The sequence below is a fragment of the Streptomyces sp. NPDC091280 genome (genome assembly GCF_044768565.1).
Taxonomy (GTDB): domain Bacteria; phylum Actinomycetota; class Actinomycetes; order Streptomycetales; family Streptomycetaceae; genus Streptomyces.
Window position 1 is genome coordinate 116,403 of record NZ_JBIVUZ010000010.1, and the last position, 22,183, is coordinate 138,585.

The 22,183-nt window shown below is 71.8% G+C and carries 21 protein-coding genes; 10 read left to right on the top strand and 11 right to left on the bottom strand.

What is annotated here, in order from left to right; translation table 11 throughout:
* Positions 1-9: 9 nt before the first annotated feature.
* Positions 10-753 (bottom strand): zinc ribbon domain-containing protein, encoded by a 744-nt coding sequence (locus tag ACIQPR_RS29005; RefSeq protein ID WP_403654824.1) that lies wholly within the window; start codon positions 751-753, stop codon positions 10-12.
* A complete protein-coding gene (locus tag ACIQPR_RS29010) occupies positions 750-1,637 on the bottom strand; it encodes a Nif3-like dinuclear metal center hexameric protein (protein ID WP_403654213.1) in 888 nt (295 codons plus the stop codon). Before ACIQPR_RS29010 ends, ACIQPR_RS29005 begins: the two co-directional genes overlap by 4 nt.
* A 197-nt stretch (positions 1,638-1,834) precedes the next feature.
* Between ACIQPR_RS29010 and ACIQPR_RS29015 the strand changes: the two genes are divergently transcribed.
* Together ACIQPR_RS29015 and ACIQPR_RS29020 are read left to right on the top strand one after the other, a co-directional pair.
* The gene (locus ACIQPR_RS29015) at positions 1,835-3,142 is read left to right on the top strand and encodes a hypothetical protein (RefSeq protein ID WP_403654216.1); all 1,308 of its coding nucleotides are present in this window, start codon (positions 1,835-1,837) and stop codon (positions 3,140-3,142) included.
* A gap of 125 nt (positions 3,143-3,267) precedes the next feature.
* The gene (locus ACIQPR_RS29020) at positions 3,268-3,426 is read left to right on the top strand and encodes a hypothetical protein (protein WP_403654220.1); all 159 of its coding nucleotides are present in this window, start codon (positions 3,268-3,270) and stop codon (positions 3,424-3,426) included.
* A gap of 109 nt (positions 3,427-3,535) precedes the next feature.
* Here the strand turns inward: ACIQPR_RS29020 and ACIQPR_RS29025 are convergent, their stop codons facing one another.
* The 3 genes from ACIQPR_RS29025 to ACIQPR_RS29035 all read right to left on the bottom strand — a co-directional run bounded on the left by ACIQPR_RS29025 (position 3,536) and on the right by ACIQPR_RS29035 (position 6,555).
* Positions 3,536-4,489 carry a 3-oxoacyl-ACP reductase gene (locus ACIQPR_RS29025; RefSeq protein WP_403654223.1) on the bottom strand — a complete coding sequence of 318 codons (954 nt, stop codon included), beginning with the start codon at positions 4,487-4,489 and terminating at the stop codon, positions 3,536-3,538.
* 38 nt (positions 4,490-4,527) lie between these two features.
* Positions 4,528-5,604: a Zn-dependent alcohol dehydrogenase gene (locus ACIQPR_RS29030; protein WP_403654225.1), complete on the bottom strand. Its 1,077-nt coding sequence runs from the start codon at positions 5,602-5,604 to the stop codon at positions 4,528-4,530.
* Between the two features lie 90 nt (positions 5,605-5,694).
* On the bottom strand, positions 5,695-6,555 hold the full coding sequence (locus ACIQPR_RS29035) for a MaoC/PaaZ C-terminal domain-containing protein (protein WP_403654228.1): 861 nt from the start codon (positions 6,553-6,555) through the stop codon (positions 5,695-5,697).
* 243 nt (positions 6,556-6,798) lie between these two features.
* Here ACIQPR_RS29035 and ACIQPR_RS29040 point away from each other — a divergent pair, with 243 nt between their 5' ends.
* The 3 genes from ACIQPR_RS29040 to ACIQPR_RS29050 are packed head-to-tail and all read left to right on the top strand — an operon-like array spanning position 6,799 to position 9,757.
* A complete protein-coding gene (locus ACIQPR_RS29040; RefSeq protein ID WP_403654231.1) occupies positions 6,799-7,737 on the top strand; it encodes an ABC transporter ATP-binding protein in 939 nt (312 codons plus the stop codon).
* The gene (locus ACIQPR_RS29045) at positions 7,734-8,450 is read left to right on the top strand and encodes an ABC transporter permease (protein ID WP_403654234.1); all 717 of its coding nucleotides are present in this window, start codon (positions 7,734-7,736) and stop codon (positions 8,448-8,450) included. Before ACIQPR_RS29040 ends, ACIQPR_RS29045 begins: the two co-directional genes overlap by 4 nt.
* 17 nt (positions 8,451-8,467) lie before the next feature.
* Positions 8,468-9,757: a sensor histidine kinase gene (locus ACIQPR_RS29050; RefSeq protein ID WP_403654238.1), complete on the top strand. Its 1,290-nt coding sequence runs from the start codon at positions 8,468-8,470 to the stop codon at positions 9,755-9,757.
* On the opposite strand, the gene ACIQPR_RS29055 is transcribed toward ACIQPR_RS29050, so the two are convergent.
* Positions 9,735-11,297, bottom strand: coding sequence for an alpha-L-arabinofuranosidase B (locus ACIQPR_RS29055; RefSeq protein WP_403654241.1), 1,563 nt, complete (start codon positions 11,295-11,297; stop codon positions 9,735-9,737). The genes ACIQPR_RS29050 and ACIQPR_RS29055 overlap by 23 nt on opposite strands.
* Before the next feature lie 312 nt (positions 11,298-11,609).
* Here ACIQPR_RS29055 and ACIQPR_RS29060 point away from each other — a divergent pair, with 312 nt between their 5' ends.
* On the top strand, positions 11,610-12,242 hold the full coding sequence (locus tag ACIQPR_RS29060; RefSeq protein ID WP_403654826.1) for a response regulator: 633 nt from the start codon (positions 11,610-11,612) through the stop codon (positions 12,240-12,242).
* 58 nt (positions 12,243-12,300) lie between these two features.
* Here the strand turns inward: ACIQPR_RS29060 and ACIQPR_RS29065 are convergent, their stop codons facing one another.
* The 4 genes from ACIQPR_RS29065 to ACIQPR_RS29080 form a co-directional block, all read right to left on the bottom strand.
* Positions 12,301-13,098, bottom strand: coding sequence for a hypothetical protein (locus ACIQPR_RS29065; RefSeq protein ID WP_403654244.1), 798 nt, complete (start codon positions 13,096-13,098; stop codon positions 12,301-12,303).
* A 29-nt stretch (positions 13,099-13,127) separates the two neighbouring features.
* Positions 13,128-13,676 carry a SigE family RNA polymerase sigma factor gene (locus ACIQPR_RS29070; protein ID WP_403654247.1) on the bottom strand — a complete coding sequence of 183 codons (549 nt, stop codon included), beginning with the start codon at positions 13,674-13,676 and terminating at the stop codon, positions 13,128-13,130.
* Between the two features lie 51 nt (positions 13,677-13,727).
* Complete coding sequence (locus ACIQPR_RS29075) at positions 13,728-15,245, bottom strand: MFS transporter (RefSeq protein WP_403654250.1); 1,518 nt, start codon at positions 15,243-15,245, stop codon at positions 13,728-13,730.
* Between the two features lie 72 nt (positions 15,246-15,317).
* A complete protein-coding gene (locus tag ACIQPR_RS29080; protein ID WP_403654253.1) occupies positions 15,318-16,508 on the bottom strand; it encodes a lipid-transfer protein in 1,191 nt (396 codons plus the stop codon).
* 198 nt (positions 16,509-16,706) lie between these two features.
* Between ACIQPR_RS29080 and ACIQPR_RS29085 the strand changes: the two genes are divergently transcribed.
* Both ACIQPR_RS29085 and ACIQPR_RS29090 read left to right on the top strand, forming a co-directional pair.
* Entirely contained in the window at positions 16,707-18,440 is a 1,734-nt protein-coding gene (locus ACIQPR_RS29085) for an MFS transporter (protein WP_403654256.1), read from the top strand.
* A gap of 114 nt (positions 18,441-18,554) precedes the next feature.
* On the top strand, positions 18,555-19,205 hold the full coding sequence (locus ACIQPR_RS29090) for a class I SAM-dependent methyltransferase (RefSeq protein ID WP_403654259.1): 651 nt from the start codon (positions 18,555-18,557) through the stop codon (positions 19,203-19,205).
* Between the two features lie 10 nt (positions 19,206-19,215).
* On the opposite strand, the gene ACIQPR_RS29095 is transcribed toward ACIQPR_RS29090, so the two are convergent.
* The gene (locus ACIQPR_RS29095; RefSeq protein WP_403654262.1) at positions 19,216-20,199 is read right to left on the bottom strand and encodes an alpha/beta fold hydrolase; all 984 of its coding nucleotides are present in this window, start codon (positions 20,197-20,199) and stop codon (positions 19,216-19,218) included.
* A 113-nt stretch (positions 20,200-20,312) separates the two neighbouring features.
* Between ACIQPR_RS29095 and ACIQPR_RS29100 the strand changes: the two genes are divergently transcribed.
* Both ACIQPR_RS29100 and ACIQPR_RS29105 read left to right on the top strand, forming a co-directional pair.
* On the top strand, positions 20,313-21,233 hold the full coding sequence (locus tag ACIQPR_RS29100) for an N-acetylmuramoyl-L-alanine amidase (protein WP_403654265.1): 921 nt from the start codon (positions 20,313-20,315) through the stop codon (positions 21,231-21,233).
* A gap of 86 nt (positions 21,234-21,319) precedes the next feature.
* Positions 21,320-22,102 (top strand): hypothetical protein, encoded by a 783-nt coding sequence (locus ACIQPR_RS29105; RefSeq protein ID WP_403654267.1) that lies wholly within the window; start codon positions 21,320-21,322, stop codon positions 22,100-22,102.
* Positions 22,103-22,183 lie beyond the last annotated feature (81 nt).

Here is a 22,183-nt window from a genome sequence, read left to right on the forward strand (position 1 = left end):
GCTCCTTGCCTACAGACCCGACTCGGACGTGCGCACCAGGATGCGGCGGCAGTTCTCGCAGCGGACCACCGTGTCGGGGGCCGCCGCGCGGATCTCGTTGATGTCGGTGATGGCCAGCTCCTGGCGGCAGCCCTGGCAGGTGCGCTGGTAGAGCTTGGCCGCGCCGATGCCGCCCTGCTGCTGGCGGAGCTTGTCGTAGAGCTTGAGGAGGTCCGCGGGGATGGTGGCCGCAACGACCTCGCGCTCCTTCTCGGCCTTGGCCTCGTCCGCGTCGAGGATCTCGGCGGCGGCGTCGCGGCGGGCGGTCGCGTCGTCGATCCTGCCCTGGACGGAACCGACCCGCTCGGTCAGTTCGGCGGTGCGCTCCTGGGCGGACTCACGGCGTTCCATGACTTCGAGGACGATGTCCTCCAGGTCGCCCTGGCGCTTGGCGAGGGAGACGATCTCGCGCTGGAGATTCTCCAGGTCCTTGGGCGAGGTGACGGCGCCGGAGTCGAGGCGCTGCTGGTCGCGGGTCGCGCGCTGGCGGACCTGGTCGACGTCCTGCTCGGCCTTGGTCTGCTCGCGGGCGCAGTCGCTCTCCTCGGTCTGCGCGGCCACGAGCAGGTCGCGCAGCTGGGTGAGGTCCTTGGTCAGCGCGTCGATCTCGGCGTGCTCGGGCAGCGAGGTGCGCTTGTGCGCGAGCTGCTGGAGGCGGACGTCGAGGGCCTGGACGTCGAGAAGTCGGATCTGGTCGGCGGGCGCGGCGTTCAGTTGGGGGCTCCCATTGAGTCTGGTGTGGTGGAGGACGCCGCGTGGGCGGTCCAGGGGTCGGTGACCGTCTTGGAGACGTGGACCCGCAGGCCCCATCCCTCGCGGTCGGAGATCTCGTCGAGCTGGGCGGCGGCCAGCTCGCACCAGGGCCACTCGGTGGCCCAGTGCGCCGCGTCGAGCAGCGCGAGCGGGTTCCGGGCACGGGCCTCGGACACCGGGTGGTGGCGGAGGTCGGCGGTCAGGAACGCGTCCACGCCCGCCGCGCGTACGTCGTCGAAGAGGCTGTCGCCGGAGCCGCCGCTGACGGCGACCGTGCGGACCAGGGCGTCGGGGTCGCCGGCGACGCGGATGCCCTGCGCGGTGGCGGGCAGGCGCTCGGCGGCGCGGGCGGTGAGTTCGCGGACGGTGAGCGGGTGGTCCAGCTCGCAGACCCGGCCCAGGCCCCGGCGGCCGTCCGGGTCGGTGGGGTCCGGTACGAGGGGTCCTACGACCCGCAGGTCGAGGGCGCCCGCGAGGGCGTCGGAGACTCCCGGGTCGGCGCGGTCGGCGTTGGTGTGGGCGACGTGCAGCGCGATGTCGTGCTTGATCAGGGTGTGCACCACGCGGCCCTTGAAGGTGGAGGCCGCGACCGTGGTCGTACCGCGCAGATAGAGCGGGTGGTGGGTGACCAGGAGGTCGGCGCCCAGCTTCACTGCCTCGTCGACGATCTCCTGGACGGGGTCGACGGCGAACAGCACGCGTGCGACGTCCTGGTCCGGGTCGCCCGTGACGGTGCCGACCGCGTCCCAGGACTCGGCCCGTTCGGCGGGCCACAGGTTCTCCAGCGCGGCGACGACTTCGGCCAGGCGGGGCGCGGACTGACGGGATACGGGCTGACGGGGCACGGGCAAAGGCTACCTGGCCGCACTGCGGGGCTGAACCGCCGAAGCGGCCGTGGCCGGTCCGCGGTCCCGTTCAGCACACCGGCCCCGGTTTCCTCAGGCGAATCGTTCCTGGGCCACCCTTATGTGTGATGAGGCTGCTCATCGGTCCCACGTCCGTTCGTACGAAAACTAGTTTCGTGGCCGGAGGTGACCGAACCATGACGGCCTGTGCGATCGAGCCCACGGCGGCGGACGAGGACGGCGACGAGAGCGGGGACCCGCGGACCGACGGTCCCGGGGGCACGGCATACGACGCGATCACCGCGTGCGCGATCACCGCGGACGGCACGTACGCGGCCCGCCTCGCGCCGGCCGGGGACTGCCTGTTCCCGGAGCGCTGGACCCTGGACGGCCCGGAGCCGTACGCGGTGCCGCTGCCCGGCAACCAGCCGGAGGAGCCCGGCAGCGAGGTGCAGCCGATGGGCGACGGGCGGGTGCTGATCCGGCGGCTGGTCGCCGGGCGGCACACGTTCTCGCTGCTCTACCCGACCGGTCCGGGCACCGGTGAGCTGCCGCTCGGCGCGGTCGAGTGCCCGGACCCGGACACCCGGCTGCGGCTGCTGCCGGCGGCGCCGGGCGGCGAGAAGGCGTACGCCCTCGCCGTGGGCCGGCGGTCGACGGCCGTGTGGCTGGTGGCGGGGGGTGCCTTCGGGCCGGAGCAGCTCGCGATGGTCCCGGGGCGCTGCTCGGGCGGGGTGTGGCTGGACCGGGCGGGGCGGATGCTGGCGCTGGACCGGGAGGTCGGGGGCCGGACGAAGGCGATCGTGGTCGACCTGGAGCGGGACGGGGAGGTGTCGCCGCTGTTGCAGATCGCCGCGGACAGCGACGACCGGCTGCTCGCGGCCGATCCGGACAGCGGGCTGCTGCTGATCGGCTCGGACGCGCCGGCGCCCGGCCGGGGGCAGCGGCTGGGCTGGGGGGTGATCGGCTCCACGCTGCCGGTGCGTTTCCCGGAGTGTCTGCGGGTGCCGGACTGCACGGTGACACCGTTCGCGATCCAGCCGGGGCAGGTGCTGACGCCGGAGCACTGCGGGGTGGCGCTGCGCGTCGACGGGCCGGCCGGCAGCTGGCTCGGTGTCTGGCGGCCCACGGACCGGCAGCTGCTCCAACTCCCGGCGCCCGAGGGGTGGTTGGCGGGCGTCGGGCTGTGGAGCGAGGACGGGGTGCTGCAACTGCCGTACGCCACACGGGAGGAGCCGTGCGGTGTGCTGCGGTTGGCGGTGCCCAGGGGGGCGGGGGGCAACGGGGGCCCGGGGGCCGGGGGGACCCCCGGGGCAATGGGGGAAACCGGGGGTACGGGGGAGACACGCCCGGGGGATCCGGCCGGGGACGGGACGGCGGGTGCGCCTGGGGAGGCCGCGCCCGAGCCGTCGCAACCGTCACGGCCGGATCCTCCGGTGCCGGTCGCACCGCGTCCGGTGCCGTTGCGGGAGGCGCCGCTCGAAGGCCGGGTGGCGGTCGGGTAACAAAGTGGTGCGGCTCGGTAACGAAGTCGTTCCGGACGGCAGGCCGTCGTGCCGCGTACGGGGAACGGCTGGATAAGATCGCCGAGCTGTATGAAGGATCTTGTTACTACGGGGTGAAGTTTCCGATGAACGACACGAGCACCGCACAGACGATCTCCGCCGACGCCCAGGACACCTCCGGCCACGGCAGGCACCGGGGCCCGGTCTCCGCACAGGACGGCGATTCGGCCGCCCACGGCCGCCACCGCAAGCCGTCCGAGCAGTCGGAGTACGCGAACGCCTGACGCCACGTCAGGCACCTTGCGCCACACGGCCCCGCCCGTCCTCGGACGAGCGGGGCCGTCGCGTTTCCCGCGCTTTCCCGTGCTCGGCGTTTCCGGTGCTCCGCGTTTCCTACGCTCCGCCGCCCGGCTCCCGTTTGAGCCCGAGCACCTCGGCCGCCGCGAACGTCTCCTCCGCGGGCCGCCCCGCGTAGTGCGGAGTGAGTACGGCGTCCAGCTCGTCGTAGGTGAAGGTCTCCTGCTTGCTGTCGAACTTGGCCTGCACATGCGGGCGTTCGACGATGGCGACCATGCCGCCGTGCACGACGAGGAGCTGTCCGTTGATGCGGGCGGCGGCCGGGGCGGCCAAGTAGCCGACGAGCGGGGCGACATGCTCGGGGGCGAGGGGGTCGAGGCCGTCCTCGGGCTCCTGGAAACCGGCGAAGACGTCCTCGGTCATCCGGGTGCGGGCGCGCGGGCAGATGGCGTTGGCGGTGACGCCGTACTTGGCCAGCGCGAGGGCCGTGGAGGTGGTCAGGCCGACGATTCCGCCTTTCGCCGCCGCGTAGTTGGGCTGTCCGGCGGAACCGGCGAGGAACGCCTCGGAGGAGGTGTTCACGATCCGCCCGTACACCGGCATGCCCGTCTCCTTGGACCGCCGCCGCCAGTGCGCGGACGCGAAGTGGGTCGTGTTGAAGTGGCCCTTGAGATGGACCCGGATCACCGAGTCCCACTCGCCCTCCGTCATGGAGAAGACCATGCGGTCGCGCAGGATGCCCGCGTTGTTGACGAGGATGTCCAGCCCGCCGAGCTCGTCGAGCGCCAACTCGACCAGTTCGCCGGCCTGTTGGGTGTCGGCGACGTCCCCGGTGTGGGCGAGGGCCCGGCCGCCCGCCTCACGGATCTCGGCGGCGACCTGTTCGGCGGGACCGGCGGAGGCGTCGCCCGAGCCGTCCCGGCCCGGCTGGCCGTAGTCGTTGACGACCACGGCCGCGCCGAGCCGGGCGAGTTCGAGCGCCTCGGCCCGGCCGAGCCCGCGTCCGGCGCCGGTGACGATCGCGACCAGGCCGTCGAGTGGCAGTGACATCGAGGTCCTTTCGGCAGAGAGACGGTGGGGCCGCGGGGTCAGATCTCGATGCAGGTGCGCAGGGCCGTCCCCGAACGCATCTGGTCCAGGGCCTCGTTGATGTCGGCCAGCGGCACCCGGTGCGTGATCAGGCCCTCCAGGTCGACGCGGCCCGCCCGCCACAGGGCGATCGTGCGCTCGTAGGAACGCAGCACGTCCCCGCCGCCGTACATGGAGGGCAGGATGCGCTTCTCGTCGAAGAACAGCTCGAACATGTTGAGTTGGAGGAAGTCGTCGAGGGCGCCCGCGCCGACGATGACGAGGGTGCCGCCGCGCCGGGTGTTCTCGTAGGCGGTGCGGGCGGTGGCGGAGCGGCCGACGACCTCGAAGACGTAGTCGAAGCCCTCGCCGCCGGTGACCTCCTGCTTGACGGCGGGCAGTTCGTCCGGTGACACCGCCTTCGTGGCGCCGAACATGAGCGCGGACTCGCGGCGCGAGGCGACCGGGTCGACGGCGACGATCTCGGCGGCGCCCTTGAGCCGGGCGCCCTGGACCGCGGAGATGCCGACGCCCCCGCAGCCGATCACGGCGACCGACGAACCGGCTTCCACGTCCGCGGTGTTGAGGGCGGCGCCGAGTCCGGTGGTGACCCCGCAGCCGATCAGGGCGGCGATGTCGAAGGGCACGTCGTCGGGGATCGGCACCGCGCAGCCCGCGTCGACGACGACCTCCTCGGCGAAGGTGCCGGTGCCCGCGAAGCCGAACACATCGCCGCCGGGGCGCCGGAAGTTGGGGGTGCCCGCGTTCATGAACCCGGCCAGACACAGCTGGGTCTGGCCGCGCTTGCAGGCGGCGCACACCCCGCAGGCCGGCAGCCAGCACACGACGACCCGGTCGCCGGGCTTCACGTGGGTGACGCCCTCGCCGACTTCGAGGATCTCGCCCGCGCCCTCGTGGCCGGGCACGAACGGCGCCGGCTGGGGCAGGACGCCGGCCATCGCGGACAGGTCCGAGTGGCACAGGCCCGTGGCGCGCACCCGGATCCTGACCCGGCCGGGCCCGAAGCCCGTCGTCTCGACGTCGTCGAGGACTTCCAGTTTGTCCTGGCCTATCTCGTGCAGTACGGCTGCGCGCATCGGGCGCTCCCCTCAAGTCCGGCCTGGTGCAGGAGTGTTCAGCGGTCTGGGGTGTTCGGCGGTCGGGAGTCGGCGATCATGAGTCGGCGGTCAGGAGTGTTCGACGGTCGTGTCGGCGAGGACGGGCGCGTCGTCCCGCTCCACGGCGCTCACCGCGACGCGCACCTCGGTGTCGTGCTGCCGCCACATGCGGATGCGCAGTGTCTCGCCGGGGAACACGACTCCGGCGAACCGGGTGTCGTAGCCGCGCACCCGGGTGACATCGCCGTCGAGCAGGTGGTCGACGACGGCCTTGAGCGTCATGCCGTAGGTGCACAGGCCGTGCAGGATGGGTCGGTCGAAGCCGGCGAGCTTGGCGAACTCGGGGTCGGCGTGCAGCGGGTTCCAGTCGCCGGAGAGGCGGTACAGGAGCGCCTGGTCCTCGCGGATGGCACGCTCGATCACCTTGTCGGGGGCGCCGGTCGGTGGTTCGAGGCGGGTGGAGGGGCCGCGGTCGCCGCCCCAGCCGCCCTCGCCCCGGACGAAGATCTGCGCGTCGTTGGTCCACAACGGGCCGTCGGCGTCGGCGACTTCGGTGCGCATCACGAGGACGGCCGCCTTGCCCTTGTCGTACACCGCGGCGATCCGGCCCGTCGCGGTCGCGGTGCCCTGGGCCGGGATGGGCCGGTGCAGGCGCAGGGACTGGCCGCCGTGCAGGACCCGGGCGAGTTCGACCTCGATGCCGGGCATGGACAGGCCGCTGATCACACCGGGCGAGCCGTTGCCCGCGACGGTGGCGAAGCTGGGCAGGACGTGCAGCCGGGACTCCAGGGTGTAGCGCAGCTCGTCGGGGTCGGTCGCCGGGGTGCCCGCGCCGAGGCCGAGGTGGTAGAGCTGGACGTCCTTGGTGTTCCAGGCGATCTCGCCGGTCCGGGGTTCGGCCGCGAGGGCCAGGGCTGCGTCGATGGGCATGGGGCTCCTGATCGCCGGTGGTCGAAGACCTCGGTGCGGCCGTCCGCACCGTCGGCCGCACCGAGGTCGTCACGGGCCGACCTAGAACGCGTTCCAGTCCGGCGACCCTTGTATAGCCGAGCGTCCCGTACTTGTGAAGGCTCCTGACACCTCGTCAGCTCCGCCGGGCGATGACATTTGTCCTGCCCGAGTCCGTACAAGCGCATCTGCCGGGCGGGGGCCCGGGTTCGTAGCGTCGTAGTCATGACACAGACAGGCGGGACCGAGCGGGCGGTGTCCTTCGCGGGGGCGGTCAAGAGCTTCGGCGCGGTGCGCGCCGTCGACGGGGTGGACCTGGAGATCGGGCGCGGCGAGACGGTCGCGCTGCTCGGCCGCAACGGCGCGGGCAAGTCGACGGCGATCTCGCTGCTGCTCGGGCTGAACGCGCCCGACGCCGGCAGGGTCGAGCTGTTCGGCGCGGCGCCGGAGCGGGCCGTACGGAGCGGGCTGGTCGGGGCGATGCTCCAGGAGGCGCGGGCGGTGCCCCGGGTCACCGTCGGCGAGCTGGTCGCCTTCGTGGCCCGGCGTTATCCGGCGCCGATGCCCATCGCGCGGGCCCTGGAGCTGGCCGGGATCGGCGAGCTGGCCGGGCGGCGGGTGGACCGGCTGTCGGGCGGGCAGACGCAGCGGGTGCGGTTCGCCGTGGCGCTGGCCGGGAACCCGTCGCTGATCGTGCTGGACGAGCCGACCGCCGCGCTGGACGTGGAGGCGCGGCACGCGTTCTGGCGGTCGATGCGCGCCTACGCCCGGCGCGGTCACACCGTCCTGTTCTCCACCCACTACCTGGAGGAGGCGGACGCGCACGCCGACCGGATCGTCGTCATCGACCGCGGCCGGATCGTCGCGGACGGCACCGGCGAACAGCTCAGGAAGGCGGCGGGCGGCAGCCTCGTCTCCTTCGACCTGGCGGGCCGCTCCACCGAGGGCCTCGTCCGCCTCCCCGGCGTACGCGGCCTCGAACTACGCGGCGACCGCGCCCTGTTGCGCACCGACGACTCCGACGCGACGGTGATCGCGCTGGCCGCGCTCGACGCGATCCGCGGCCTGGAGGTCGCCCCGGCCTCCCTCGACGACGCGTTCCTGGCCCTGACGACACCCGAACCCGAACCCGAACCGGAACCCGAAGCGGAGACCGTCCGATGATCGACTACCTGCGGCTCGAAGTGCGCCGGACCCTGCGCGACATCGGCTTCGTGATCGGCGGGATCGCGATGCCCGTGATGATGTATCTGCTGTTCACCAACCTCGGCGGCGACGACAGCGGCTACAAGGCCACGGCGATGGTCGGCATGGCCGCCTACGGCGCGGTCGGGTCCGCGCTCAACACCGGTGGCGGGGTCGCCGAGGACCGGGCGATCGGCTGGCTGCGGCAGCTGCGGGTGACGCCGATGACCCCGCGCCAGGTCGTCGCGGGCCGGGCGCTGACCGGTTCGGTGACCGTGCTGCCGGCGATCGTCGCGGTGCTCGCGGCGGGCGGCCTGGTCAACGGCGTACGGCTGGCCGGCTGGCAGTGGGCGCTGATCGCGCTGCTGCTGTGGCTCGGCTCGATCCCCTTCACCCTGCTCGGCCTCGCCAACGGCTACGGCCTCACCGCCCAGACCACCGGCGTCGCCAACATGGCCTGCAACCTCGGCCTCGCGGTGATCGGCGGCCTGTGGTTCCCGATCAGCCTGTTCCCCGGCTGGCTGCGCGCGATCTCGCGATACACCCCCACCAACCGCTTCGCCCAGCTCGGCACCTCCGTCGCCGACGGGCACGCCCCCGCGCCCGGGGCGATCGTGGTACTGACGGCCTGGCTGCTCGCCTTCGGTTCGTACGCTGTGCTGGCGTACCGCCGGACCGGGCGGACCGTGTGACCGGGGGAGCGAGAGAGATGTCCTGGACGCGAGGGATCACCTGCCGGGTACGCCGGCTGCGGGTGGCACGGGCCCGGTGGAGGGCCGACATGAAGGAGTTCAAGGTCGCGCGGAAGGAGGCGCTGCGCCGGGGGGAAATGCCCGAGAACCCCGGTCCGCCGCCGACCGGCTTCACCCTGCTGCCCTGGCTGCTGATGGGCATGGGCTCCTTCTCCAACCTCCTCCAGGGCAAGACCTCCAACCCCTGGATCGGCGGCCTGGGCCTGCTGGCCTTCAACTCCCTCTACATCTACGTCGTGTTCCGCGCCTTCGTGAAGGAGACCCGTTCGGCCGTCTCCACCCTGGTGGCACTGGTCCTGATGGGCCTGATCACCTGCGGCCTCGCCCTCGGCTACGGCGGCAGCTGGCTGTACTTCTTCCCGCTGCTCGGCCTCGCCACGGGAGCCGTGGTGCGGGGCCCGCGGCTGGGCCAGGTCGGCCTGGCGCTGACCGCGCTCGCCGCGGCGGTCTCCGTGTACCGCGCGGGCTGGGGCGCGATCAACGTCGCCTACGGCACCTTCCTGTCGACGATGGTGACCGCCGCGATCCTCTCCCTCTCCGAGGCCGTACGTGAACTGCGCGCTGCCCGCGAGGAGTTGGCCCGCCGGGCGGTCGAGAAGGAACGGCTGCGCTTCTCCCGCGACCTGCACGACCTGCTCGGTCACACCCTCTCGGTGATCGTGGTGAAGTCGGAGGCGGCCCGGCGCCTGGCACCCCGTGACATGGCGGCGGCGCTCGACCAGATCACCGACATCGAGGCCGTGGGCAGGCAGGCGCTCACCGAGATCCGCGAGGCCGTCACCGGCTACCGCGAGGGCAGTCTCGCCACCGAACTCGACCGCGCCCGCTCCGCGTTGTCCGCCGCCGACATCGACCCCGTGGTCCGCCGGTCGGGGCCGCCGCTGACCCCGCAGACCGAGGCCCTGCTCGGCTGGGTGGTCCGCGAGGCGGTCACCAACGCCGTACGGCACAGCGGCGCGAGCCGCTGCGAGATCACCCTCGACGGCGTCCTGGACCGCGCCCGGCTGACCGTCGCGGACGACGGCAGCGGGAGCACCGAGTCGGCCACCGGTGCTGCCGGTTCCGTCGGCGGCACCGGCCTGAAGGGCCTCACCGAGCGCCTCGCGGCGGCGGGCGGCTCCCTGCGGGCCGGCCCGTCGCCACGCGGCGGCTTCACGGTCACCGCCGAACTCCCGGTGGAGCAGGCGGACTTGAATCTGGAACCGGCGACTTCCGCCGATTCGGCTACGGCGCCCAGGGAGCCGTGACCACCCAACTCACGTCGTCCGTCCACGAGGTGGCGCTGTCGAAGGCGTTCGAGCCGCCGTCGCTCGCTATGTAGACGGTGTAGTTGTAGTGCCGCAGATATCTGGTCGGGTAGTTGTACGACGCGAACGAGGTGCCCGTGCCGCTCTTGCCGGTCGAGGCGCAGAACGTGGCGTCCTGTCTGAACTGCGCGGTGCCGACCATGGGTTGGCGGTAGAGCTGGTAGTTGTAGTGGCGCAGGAAGTCACCGGGGTAGTTCCGCGACTCGAAGGAGTAGCAGGAGCTGTCGGCCAGGCCCCGGCGGACGATCCAGGTGGCGTCGTTCTTGTCCAGCGTCGAACTGCTCGATGTGATGGCCGAGATGACCGCCGCGTTGTTCTGGTGGCGGATGTAGTCGCCGGTGCAGCACGCGGTGGTCGCCCGCAGCGAGATCTCCGAACCGGCGGCCAGCGTGCCGGTGGTGCCGGTCGAGCCGCCGTAGCCGACGGACACGATGTTGGCCTGTACGGAGTCGTCGGCGGCGTCCGTCGGGATGCCGGCCGTCATGACGCCCTCGAAGAACGAGCCGATGGAGCCGTTGCTGTTGTCGCCGCCGGTGCCCAGGACGATCGCGCCCTCCTGGTGCATGGGCGAGTAACCGCTCGTGGTGGGCTCACCCCCGGAATAGGTGGTCGTGAGACTCCCCGACTGCGCGTTTCCGTATTTCAGCGCGAAATGGTCCTGACCGTTGTTTTTCAGCAAAGCGGTGACGAAAGGCATCGCCCCGGTGCCGGTGTTCGCCGTGTTCTTGCTGTACCCGGAGTCGGACTGGAACAGCCCGTTCTCCAGGTCGGCCTGCACCCAGGGGCCGCTGCCGTAGCAGGGTGCGAACCAGCACTCGGTGCCGAAGTTGATCGCGTCCATGTGGCCGTTGCCGGTGTCCTGGTTGTTGGTCTCGGCGTTGCCGTAGTCGAAGCAGCAGCTGCCGTTGACGTGGGTGCCCGAGGTCACCATGTACATCCCCTCGGCGGCGCCGTTCGTGGCCACGCCCGAGGTGGAGTTGTCGCGGTAGCCCATCCCCGCCGAGATCTCCAGGCCGTAGACCTGATGCCCGCCGACGGTCACCGGCAGGGCGTCCGCGGGCGCCCCGACGTCGGCGACGCCGGCCCCGCCCGCACCCTCGATCGTGAGGTCGTTGTGGCGCGCGGACTGGTCGTAGATCTTGGTGATGATGCACGTCGTACCGGAGCAGAACGAGTCCTGGGCCGCCGCGTTGGCGTATCCCCCGGCCGTCAGCAGGCCGATGTCCGCGGTGGCGCTGTCGGAGGCGCGCTGCACCTGGTACAGCGAGCCGTTGTACGACGAGTAGAGCGCCCGGACGAGACTGTGCGCGGCGACGCACGGCGTGCCGGCGGTGGCGTAGATGTCGCACGGCAGCGAGGAGGCGGCCGACGCCTGCGGAACGCCCACGGCCAGCGCGAGGACGGTCACGAGCGCCGACAGGGCGGCCAGGGTGGCGTTTCTCAGCCGGCGCGGCCGGGTGCGGAGGAATCTCAAGAACACGGTGCACCTCTTTTTCTGTGCCTGGTGGGGCGGTGCTGTGCCTGATGGGGCGATGCGGGTGGCCGGCACACGGAGGAACGGGCCGGTCGATATCCCGGACGCCGTTCGGTCGAAATGCCCAACCTGTTCGCGATCGAAATGTCGAACGGTCGAAAGTTTTTCGAAAACGACTCGGTCCGGAAAATTCCGGAGTGCTGCCGGAATTCCGAGGCGATTGTTTGCCCGCGGCCGAGGACCGTCAAGACTCGCGGACGCGAACAATGGAGAGTCTTTGTCGACCGCCCCCGGCCTTACGCTTGCCCCGTGGATGAGATGCCCCGGGACCACCGGCCCGCCAAGTCCGTCAGAGTGCTGCTCGCCGAGGACCAGGGCATGATGCGCGGCGCGCTGGCGCTGCTGCTCGGCATGGAGGCGGACCTTGAGGTCGTCGCCCAGGTCGGGCGGGGCGACGCGATCGTGGACGCGGCCCTGATCCACCGCCCCGACGTCGCCCTCCTGGACATCGAGCTCCCCGGCATGAGCGGCCTGGACGCCGCCGCAGAACTCCGCGAACAGGCCCCCGACTGCCGGGTGTTGATCCTCACCACCTTCGGCCGCCCCGGCTATCTCCGCCGGGCGATGGAGGCGGGCGCGGCCGGCTTCCTGGTGAAGGACGGCCCTGTCGAGGACCTGGCCGCCGCGATCCGCCGCGTCCTGACCGGTGAGACGGTCGTCGACCCGGCCCTGGCCGCCGCCGCCCTGAGCGCGGGCCCGAACCCGCTCACCGCCCGCGAGTGCGACGTCCTCAAGGCCTCGGTGGACGGCGCGACGGTCGCCGACATCGCCACGAAACTCCACCTCTCCGAGTCCACCGTCCGCAACTACCTCTCCTCCGCGATCGGCAAGACCTCCACCCGCAACCGCATGGAAGCGATGCGGGAGGCCCGCCAACAGGGCTGGCTGTAGGGCGGATTCAGGCTGCGGGGGCGCCGCACGCGACTGCCGGAGACCGTGCGGCCCGCCGCTACCCGGTCACCTTCACCGAGTCGAAGGTCGTCCCCTCCGGGCCGACGCACACGAACCAGTTGTCGACGGAACCGGCCACCGGGCGGATCCCCGAGTCGTCGCTGTTCACATCGGCGCCCGACGGGAGTCGGTGGGCGAGGGTCGAGGTGCCGTCCTTCCAGGTGCAGGTGACCTCCTGGGCGGTCGTGGCGACCTGGCCGATCACCAGCCGCTGGGGCATGGTGTGTTGCGGGTCCAGGGAGAGGGCGACCGATTCGAGGTCGGTGCCGGTCATCTTCTCCTTCGGGTCGACGGTGTTCTGGGTGATGACCCGCGGGCTCGCGTCCCCGAAGGTCCGGCGTACGAAGAACGAGGACTTGCCGACCAGTTGGGACGCCTTGGTCACGTCCACCGGTACCTCGCCGGATGTCCGCATGGCCTGGAACTGGGTCTGTGCCTCCAACTCGTCGCGCGGGGCTCCCCATTCGTCGACGGCGACCGTCCAGGTCTCGGTGCCCAGGGTGCCCGCGGCGATCACGGTCTGCTGCGGACCGTAGACATGCCTCTCCTGCGGCGACGACGGCGTCGGCTGCCCGCTCACCGCGGGTGTCACCTCCACGCCGCCGCCGTCGCGGAGCGAGGCCAGGGCCAGGGTGCCCGAGGCGCCCGTGACCACCAGGGCCGCGGCCGTGGCGAGGGCCCAGCGGCGGGCCCGGCGGCGCCGGCCGCCGCGGATCACCGCCTGGTAGGGGGCTATGCCGATCTCGACCCCGTCCGCCGCGTCGGCCAGCAGGAGGGCGATGTCTGTGTCCGTCATGGTGTGGTTCGTCTCCCGGTCCGCGCTCATCACTTCGACCCTCCCTGCGTCACCGTCTCGGCGAGTCCTGGTATGGCGCGGAGTTTCGCGATCCCCTTGGCCGCGTTGCTCTTCACCGCGCCGACGGAACAGCCCATCGCCTGTGCCGTCTGTGTCTCGGTCAGGTCCTCCCAGTACCGCAGCACCACCGCCTCCCGCTGCCGCGCGGGGAGTTGGGCCAGTGCCTTCAGCAGCGTGTTGCGGTCCTCGGCCTGGGCGATGCGGTCGCCGGTGTCGGCGATCTCGCGGACCAGTCCCGAGTCGTCCCTCGGGGCGAGGAACTCCTTGAGCCTTCTGCGGTGTTTTCGGGCGTGGGCGTTGATCATCACGCGCCGTACGTACGCCTCCGGATCGTCCGCCGAGCCGACCTTGCGCCAGGCCACGAAGACCTGTTCCAGCGTCGACTGGACCAGGTCCTCCGCCGCGTGCTGCTCCCCCGTGAGCAGAAATGCCGTCCGCATCAGCCGCGGCCAGCGGCCGATGACGAAGCTCTGGAACTCGTCATCACGAGTCTCCCGAGCCTGTGTGCGATCCCCCATGGGCACCTCCTAGATGTCAGAAGGAGTCCATGAGCCGCCCGGATCGTTGCCTCACTTCTCGAAACTCCTGGAAGCCGCGCCCTCAGCGGGCACCGGCGCCGCCGTGGCCGCCACCGCCGGCGCCGGCGCTGCGCGCCACGGCAGCCACAGCACCATCAGCACCACCCCGCCGAGCAGCACCCCAGCCCCGGTACGGAACGCCAGCGCGTACCCCTCCGTGAGCGCCTCCGGCGCGCTCCCGCCGCCGCCCGCGGCCTGCGCCGCCCGTGCCGCCGCGATCGTCGACATCACGGCGAGGCCCAGCGAACCGCCCATCGTGCGCGAGGTGTTGATCAGCCCGGAGACCAGACCGGCCTCCCCCGGCGCCGCCCCCGACGTGGCGAGCGCGGCCAGCGGGGTGGCGGTCAGGCCCGCGCCCAGCATCATCAGGATGCCGGGGAGCATGATCTCCGTCAGATAGTCCCCCCGCGCGGTCATCAGCGACTGCCAGCCGAAGCCGACCGCCGCGACCAGCGTCCCGAGGACGGCGACGTTGCGCGCGCCGAGGACCGGCATGAAGCGCGGCGCGGACTTGGAGCCGACGAGGACGGCCAGGGAACTCGGCACCAGGGCGAGCCCGGCCTCCAACGGGCTGTACCCGAGGACGTTCTGCGCGTACAGCGTCATGAAGAACCACATGCAGAACATCGCGGAGCCGCTCAGGAACATCGCCGCGTTGGCCGACGACACCGCCCGCGACCGGAACAGCCCGAGCGGCATCAGCGGAGCGGCCGTGCGGGCCTCGACGACCAGGAACAGCGACACGAGGGCGAGTCCGGCGGCCAGCGGGGCCAGGGTCGCGGCGGCCGTCCACCCGCGGGCCTCGGTCTGCGAGATGCCGTAGGCCAGCGCCCCGAGGCCGGCCGTGACCAGGACGGCGCCGGGCAGGTCGAGGCGTCGGCCGTCGCCGGCCCGGCTCTCCGGGAGCCACCGCAGGGAACTGGCCAGCACCACCGCGCCGACGGGCACGTTGATCAGCAGCACCCATCGCCACGACAGCGTGTCCACGAGCACTCCGCCGACGAGTCCGCCGGCCGCCCCGCCGCCCGCGCCGACCGCCGTCCAGGTGGCGATGGCCCGGGCGCGGGCCGCGCCCTCCGGCACCGCCGAGGTGACGATCGTCAGCGTGGAGGGCGCCAGCACGGCGGCGCCCAGTCCCTGGACGGCCCGGGCGAGCAGGAGTTGCCAGCCGTCCTGGGCGAGGCCGCCGCACAGGGAGGCCAGGGTGAACAGCGCGAGCCCGACGAGGAACATCCGCTTACGGCCGTAGAGGTCACCGGCGCGCCCGCCGAGCAGCATGAACCCGGCGAAGGCGATGGCGTACGCGTTGACCACCCATTGCAGTCCGGACGCGCTCATGCCCAGGTCGGTCCGCATCGACGGGAGGGCGACATTGACGACGGACACGTCGAGCACGACGAGGAACTGTCCGGCGCAGGCGAGCGCCACGATCAGCCAGGCGGGCGGTGCCACGCCCTTTCCACCACCGGACAGTCGGGATATTCGGGAGACATCAGCGGCTCGGGACATGAGGGACATACTCTCAACCGGCCCGCGCCCCCGGCATCGGCTTTTCGCCCCGGCCACACTCGGTCGCAGGGCCTACGCCGTCCGCAGCAGCGTGACCACCGCGGCGCCGCCGAGGCCGATGTTGTGGGCGAGCCCCACCTCGGCGCCCGGCACCTGCCGCTCCCCCGCCGTCCCCCTCAACTGCCATACGAGTTCGGCGACCTGGGCGATCCCGGTGGCGCCCAGCGGATGCCCCTTGGAGATCAGCCCGCCGGAGGGGTTGACCACCCAGCGTCCGCCGTACGTCGTCGCCCCGGACTCGACGAGCTTCCCGGACTCGCCCGGTCCGCACATGCCGAGGGCTTCGTAGGTGAGGAGTTCGTTGATCGAGAAGCAGTCGTGGAGTTCCACGACGTCCACGTCCTCGATGCCGAGTCCGGAGCGTTCGTAGACCTGCCGGGCGGCGGCCCGGGACATCGGCTGTCCGACGACGTCGATGCACGAGCCGGAGGCGAAGGAGTCCTCGGTGTCGGTGGTCATCGCCTGGGCGACGATCTCGACGGGCGGACCGGGCAGGCCGCGGGAGTGCGCGAAGCGTTCGGAGACGACGACCGCCGCCGCGGCTCCGTCCGAGGTCGGTGAGCACTGGAGTTTCGTCAGCGGGTGGTGGACGACCCGGGCCGCGAGGATGTCGTCGACGTCGTGGACGTCCTGGAACTGGGCGTTCGGGTTGTGGGCCGAGTGCCGGTGGTTCTTGGCGGCCACGGCGGCGAGCTGGGCCTCGGTCGTGCCGTACCGCTCCATGTGCTCGCGGGCCGCGTCGCCGAAGATCTGCGCGGTGGGCGGGGTCATCTCGAAGCCGTGCCGGGCGGCCATGACGCCGTAGTGCCGGGCCACGGGGGAGGTCGCGAAGTCGCCGCCGTCGGAGCCCCCGCCGAGGGCCCCGCGCTTCATCTTCTCGAAGCCCACGGCCAGTACGCAGTCGGCCGCCCCGCCCTCGACGAGCTGGCGGGCGAGCATCAGGGCGGTGGAACCCGTGGCGCAGTTGTTGTTGACGTTGTAGACGGGGATGCCGGTGAGACCCAGCTCATAGACGGCGCGCTGACCGGCGGTCGAGGGCTGGAAGCAGTAGCCGATCGGAACCTGTTCCACGTCGGCGTAGGAGATCCCGGCGTCCGCGAGGGCGGCGTTCCCGGCCTCCCGGACCATGTCCCAGTACTGCCATTCGCGGCTTTCCGGCTTCTCGAACCGGGTCATCCCGACGCCGGCGACATAGGCCTTCATGACGGGCGAGATTAGAACACGTTCCAGAAAATGACCAGAGCTGACGGAGAGTCAGATATCCATGAGACGGTCAAGGATTCGTTAGCGACCCGAAGGACCGGAATAGTTGCCCATGCATACGAGGTTTACCGTGCACTTATCCCGCACGGATCACGTCACACCGATCACCTCACACCTACGGCCCGGAGGCCTCACTCCATGACGCACACGTCGACCGACCAGCCCGCGCGGAGGCCGTCCGGCGCCATCGTGCCGGTGCTCGCCTTCGCGGGCATCGTGGTCGCGGTGATGCAGACCCTGCTCGTCCCGGTCATCAAGGACCTGCCGCAGCTGCTGAGCACCGAGCCCAGCAACGCCACCTGGGTCCTGACCTCGACCCTCCTGTCCGGAGCCGTCGCCACACCGATCATGGGCCGCCTCGGCGACCTCTACGGCAAGCGGCGGATGCTGATCACCAGCCTGGCCGTCATGGTGGCGGGCGCCCTCGTCAGCGCCCTCACCAGCGATCTCCTCACGATGATCGCGGGCCGTACGCTCCAGGGCTTCGCCATGGGCGCGATACCGCTGGGCATCGGCCTGATGCGCGACATGCTGCCCCGCGAGCGGCTCGGCTCGGCCATGGCCCTGATGAGCTCCTCGATCGGCGTCGGCGGCGGCCTCGCGCTCCCGCTCGCGGCCCTGGTCGCGCAGCACGCGGACTGGCACGCCCTCTTCTACGGCGCGGCCGGCCTCGGTGTCCTCGCCATCGTCCTGACCCTCCTGGTCGTACCGGAGTCCCCGATGCGCGCCGAGGGCACCTTCGACGTGCTCGGCGCGATCGGCCTCTCCGCCGGACTGGTCCTCTTCCTCCTGCCCATCACCAAGGGCAGCGACTGGGGCTGGACCTCCGGCACCACGCTCGGCCTGTTCGCCGCGGCGGCCGTCGTCCTCGTCCTGTGGGGCGTGATGGAACTGCGCCTGAAGGCCCCGCTGGTGGACCTGCGCACCACGGCCCGCCCGGCGGTCCTCTTCACCAACCTCGCCTCGATCATGGTCGGCGTCTCCTTCTACGTCGTCTCCCTCGTCCTCCCCCAGCTGCTCCAGCTGCCGAAGGCCACCGGCTACGGCCTCGGCCAGTCGATGGTCACCGCCGGTCTGCTGGTCGCGCCGCTGGGCCTGACGATGATGTTCACGGCTCCCGTCTACGCCCGCCTCTCGGTGAAGTACGGCCCCAAGGTCACCCTGATCATCGGCATGCTGATCATCGGCGTCGGCTACGGCGCGGGCATCGGCCTCATGAGCGCGGCCTGGCAGAGCCTGGTCATCGCGGTCGTGCTGGGCGCGGGCATCGGCCTCGCGTACTCCTCGCTGCCCGCGCTGATCGTGGGCGCGGTGCCGGCCTCGGAGACCGGGGCGGCGAACGGGCTCAACACCCTGATGCGGTCCATCGGTACGTCCGTGTCGAGCGCCGTGATCGGGATGGTGCTGGCCAACACCGCGAACCATGTGGGCGGGGTCGCGATCCCCACGATGCACGGGTTCCGGGTGTCGTTCATGATCGCCACGGGTGCGGTCGCCGTAGGTGTGCTGATGGCGCTGTTCCTGCCCAAGCCCAACCGGGCACCGCAGCTGAACTTCAGCAGCGAGGAGCAGGCCAACCTGGAGCGCGCCGGGGAACTGCTGCGGGGGTTCCGGGGGCGGGTGCTCGGCGCGGACGGTTCACCGGTCGCGCGCGCCAAGGTCACCCTGATCGACCGGCGGGGCCGGCAGGCGGGGGCGACCCTGTCCTCGGAGGACGGGAGTTATGTGCTCGCGGTGCCGTCCGAGGGGGCGTACGTGCTGGCGGCGCGGGCGGCCGGGCACGGGCCGCTGGCCTCGTCGGCGACGCACGGCGGTGACGAGGTCGCGGTCGACCTCGATCTGTCGTTGCCCGGGGAGACGGTCAGCGCGTAGTCGGGTTCGCCGTCGGGTGCGGGTGCGTGGGGGCTGGTCGCGCAGTTCCCCGCGCCCCTTCGGCGCGTAGCCTTGGCGGCGCTCACGAAGTCTCCGCACCGAAGGGACCGTTCCATGCCTCCGGCACCCAAGCCCGAGATCCTGGCCGCGTTCGAGGCCGCGAAGGGGTTCATGCCTCTTGATGAGGGGCTCGCCCTGTACGCCGCCGCCGTGGAAGCCGGGCGGCTCGGGCTGCCGTTGCTGGAGGTGGGGACGTACTGCGGGCGGTCCACCCTTCTCCTCGCCGACGCGGCCCGCGCGGCCGGTGTCACCGTGCTCACGCTCGATCATCACCGGGGCAGCGAGGAGCAGCAGCCGGGGTGGGACTACCACGACCCGGAGACCGTCGACCCGGAGATCGGGCTGATGGACACGTTGCCCACGTTCCGAAGGACCGTGTACCGGGCGGGACTTGAGGAGCACGTGGTGGCGCTCGTCGGGCGGTCGCCCCAGGTGGCACGCGTCTGGGGCGGTCCCCTCGGCCTCGTGTTCATCGACGGCGGGCACACCGACGAGCACGCCAACGCCGACTACGAGGGCTGGGCCCCGCACGTCGCCCAGGACGGGCTGCTCGTCATCCACGACGTGTTCCCGGAGCCCGAGGACGAGTTCACCGGCCAGGCCCCGTTCCGGGTCTACCGACGGGCCCTGGCATCAGGTGCGTTCACGGAGGTGTCGGCGACGGACTCGCTGCGGGTGCTGCGGCGCACGGGCGCCGGGATCTGAACTCCGGGGCTCAACGCGGCAGTCCGGCCAGCCAGTCCGTCAGGTACTGGTTGACCTCGGCGGGCCGCTCCTGCTGGATCCAGTGGCCGCAGCCCTCCAGGATGTGCGAGCCCCGCAGGCCCGGCAGGGTCGTCGGGTAGGCCGCGACGGCGTCGGACAGCCAGGTGGTGGAGGCGTCCAGGGAGCCGCCCAGGAACAGGGACGGCTGGGTGACGGGCGCGCCGTCGTAGTCGGCGAGGTCGGCCCAGTCGCGGTCCATGTTGCGGTAGCGGTTCAGGGCGGCGGTGAGTCCCGTCCGCTCGAACTCGCCCGCGTAGACGTCGAGTTCGTCCTCGGACAGCCAGCCGGGCAGTCCGGCCGCCGTCGGGAGGCGCTCGCGCAGTGTGCCGCCGTCGCGGGTCACGAAGTGCGGATCGGGGGCGCCGGGTCCGGGCATCGTGTCGGCGGAGAAGGCGGCGTAGAAACCGGCGAGCCAGCCGCGTACGTCTGGTTCGATCTCGGCCTCGGCGCGGCCGGGCTCCTGGAAGTAGGAGACGTAGAACTCCTCGTCGCCGCCCATCCCCGCGAAGATCTCGCCGGGGCGCGGGCCGCCGCGCGGGGCGTAGGGGACGCTCAGGAGTGCCACGGCGCGGAAGACGTCCGGCCGCAGGAGGGCGGAGTGGGCGGCGATGCCCGCGCCCCAGTCGTGGCCGACGATCACCGCGGACCGCTCGCCGAGCGCGCGCACCACGGCCACGGCGTCCTCGACGAGGTCGAGCATCCGGTACGCCGACATGTCCTGGGGCCTGGAGGAGCGCCCGTAGCCGCGCACGTCGACGGCGACCGCGCGATGGCCGGCCGCGGCCAGCACGGGCAGCTGATGCCGCCACGAGTACCAGGACTCCGGGAAGCCGTGCACCAGCAGGACGAGCGGTCCGGTGCCCTGTTCCACGAGGTGGATACGGCCGGCGGGGGCGGGAACGAGTCGGTGGACGGCGTCCTCGACCATGGTCATGAGTCCTCCTCGACGGGGGCTGGTCCGACGATCCTGCGCCCCGCCCCCGCCCACCCACGACTCTTGTTGCCGCTTCGGCAAACAGGCCGCGGTGGGCGGTTAGGGTGGCTCACGTGTCGTACGTAGGTCCGGAATTCGATTCTCCGCAGTCCCGTCGTCCCCGCCGGGGGCCCCTGACGGTGGCGCTGGTCGCGCTGGTGCCGGGGGCGCTGGTCGGGTGGTTCGTGTACGAGGCGGTGGGCGGGTCCGGTGACTCGGGGAGCGCGGCGGCCGGCGCGTCGGCGTCGGCGGTGGCGTCGAGTGCGGCCGGGTCGCCGAACGTCGGCGCGTCGAACGACGACAAGCCGCCGAACTCCCGGCCCCTCACCGGCAAGGTCGTCGTCATCGACCCGGGGCACAACATCACCAACTTCCAGCACACCGCCGAGATCAACCGCAAGGTGGACATCGGCACCAACTGGAAGGAGTGCGACACCACCGGGACGTCCACCAACGCGGGTTACGCGGAAGCCCAGTTCACGATGGACGTGTCCCACCGGCTGGAGAAGATCCTGGAGCGGCAGGGCGCCACGGTGAAGCTGACCCACGACGGCGGCTCCCCGTCCTGGGGACCCTGCGTCGACCAGCGCGCGAAGATCGGCAACGACGCGCACGCGGACGCCGCGATCTCCATCCACGCGGACGGCGCACCGGTCGGCGACCGCGGTTTCCATGTGATCCTGCCGGGCTCGGTGCACGCGGGCGCCGCCGACACCCGTGCCATCGTGGCCCCTTCCGCCGTTCTCGGCCGCAACATCGAGAGCGACTACCGGCGTGCGACGGGCGAGCCGCCCGCCAACTACGTCGGTGACGGCACCGGTCTCGTCACGCGTAAGGACCTGGGCGGTCTCAATCTGTCAACGGTTCCCAAGGTATTCATCGAGTGCGGCAACATGCGCGATAGCAAGGATGCCGCACTGCTGACGAACGGCGCCTGGAGACAGGCGGCGGCGCAGGGGATCTCTGAGGGAATCGTGAGTTTCCTGCGCGGGTAACGATCAGTGGGCTGATCCGGGCGGACACCCTGGCAAGGTGGACGATAGGGTCAACCGACGACGAGACGACCTACGAAGGACCTGAAGTGAATATCCGCTCCCTCACACGAGGCGACGGCGTGGTGATCGGGGCAGCGGTATTGCTCTTCATCGCGTCGTTCCTCAAGTTCTACACGGCCAACGGGTACAACCTCGACATCACCGCGTGGACGAGCCTCGGCAACGGCCTGGGCACCTACATGGGCGGCGTCATCGGTGCCGCGCTCATCGTCGTCAACCGCAGCCTGCCCCAGCCGCGCAAGATCCTGGGCCTGGACCTCGGGACAGTCGGCGTGGCGTTCACGGTGCTCACCGCGTGGGCCCTGTTCTGGACGCTGGTGGACGTCGGCGACAACGTCAGCGCGGGGGCCGGCCTCGTCCTCGGCTTCATCGCCGCGCTCGTGCTGGCCGGCGCCGCCGTGGCGACGCCGCTCGTCCCGGCCCTCCAGGTCGCCCTCGTCCCGGCCCCCAAGCCGGTCGCCCCGCAACCCTACGGCGCCCAGCCGCCCGGTGGTTACGGCTACCCGGGCGCCGGTGCCGGTGCGCCGCAGCCGTCGTACGGCACTCCGCCGCAGCAGGCGCAGACCGCGCAGCCGTTCGGGCAGCCGCAGCCGGCGCCCGCTCCGGGCGGGGACTTCTCGCCGTTCTGGTTCGCCGTGCCGGTGGCCCGGCCGCTGTTCGCGGAGGACGGCGCGCCGTCGCCGATCGCCGAACTCGCGCCGGGTACCTGGTACTTGGCGGTCGAGCAGCGCGGTGCCGCGCTGATCGCGCAGACGCAGGACGGCCGTCGCGGCGTGTTGCAGGACACGTCCGGGATCCAGCGCGGCTGAACCCCGTACCGTCTCCCGCGGCCCCTCGCCCTTCCGGGCGGGGGGCCGTTGTCGTACAGTCGCAGCCGTTCCATCGACTGG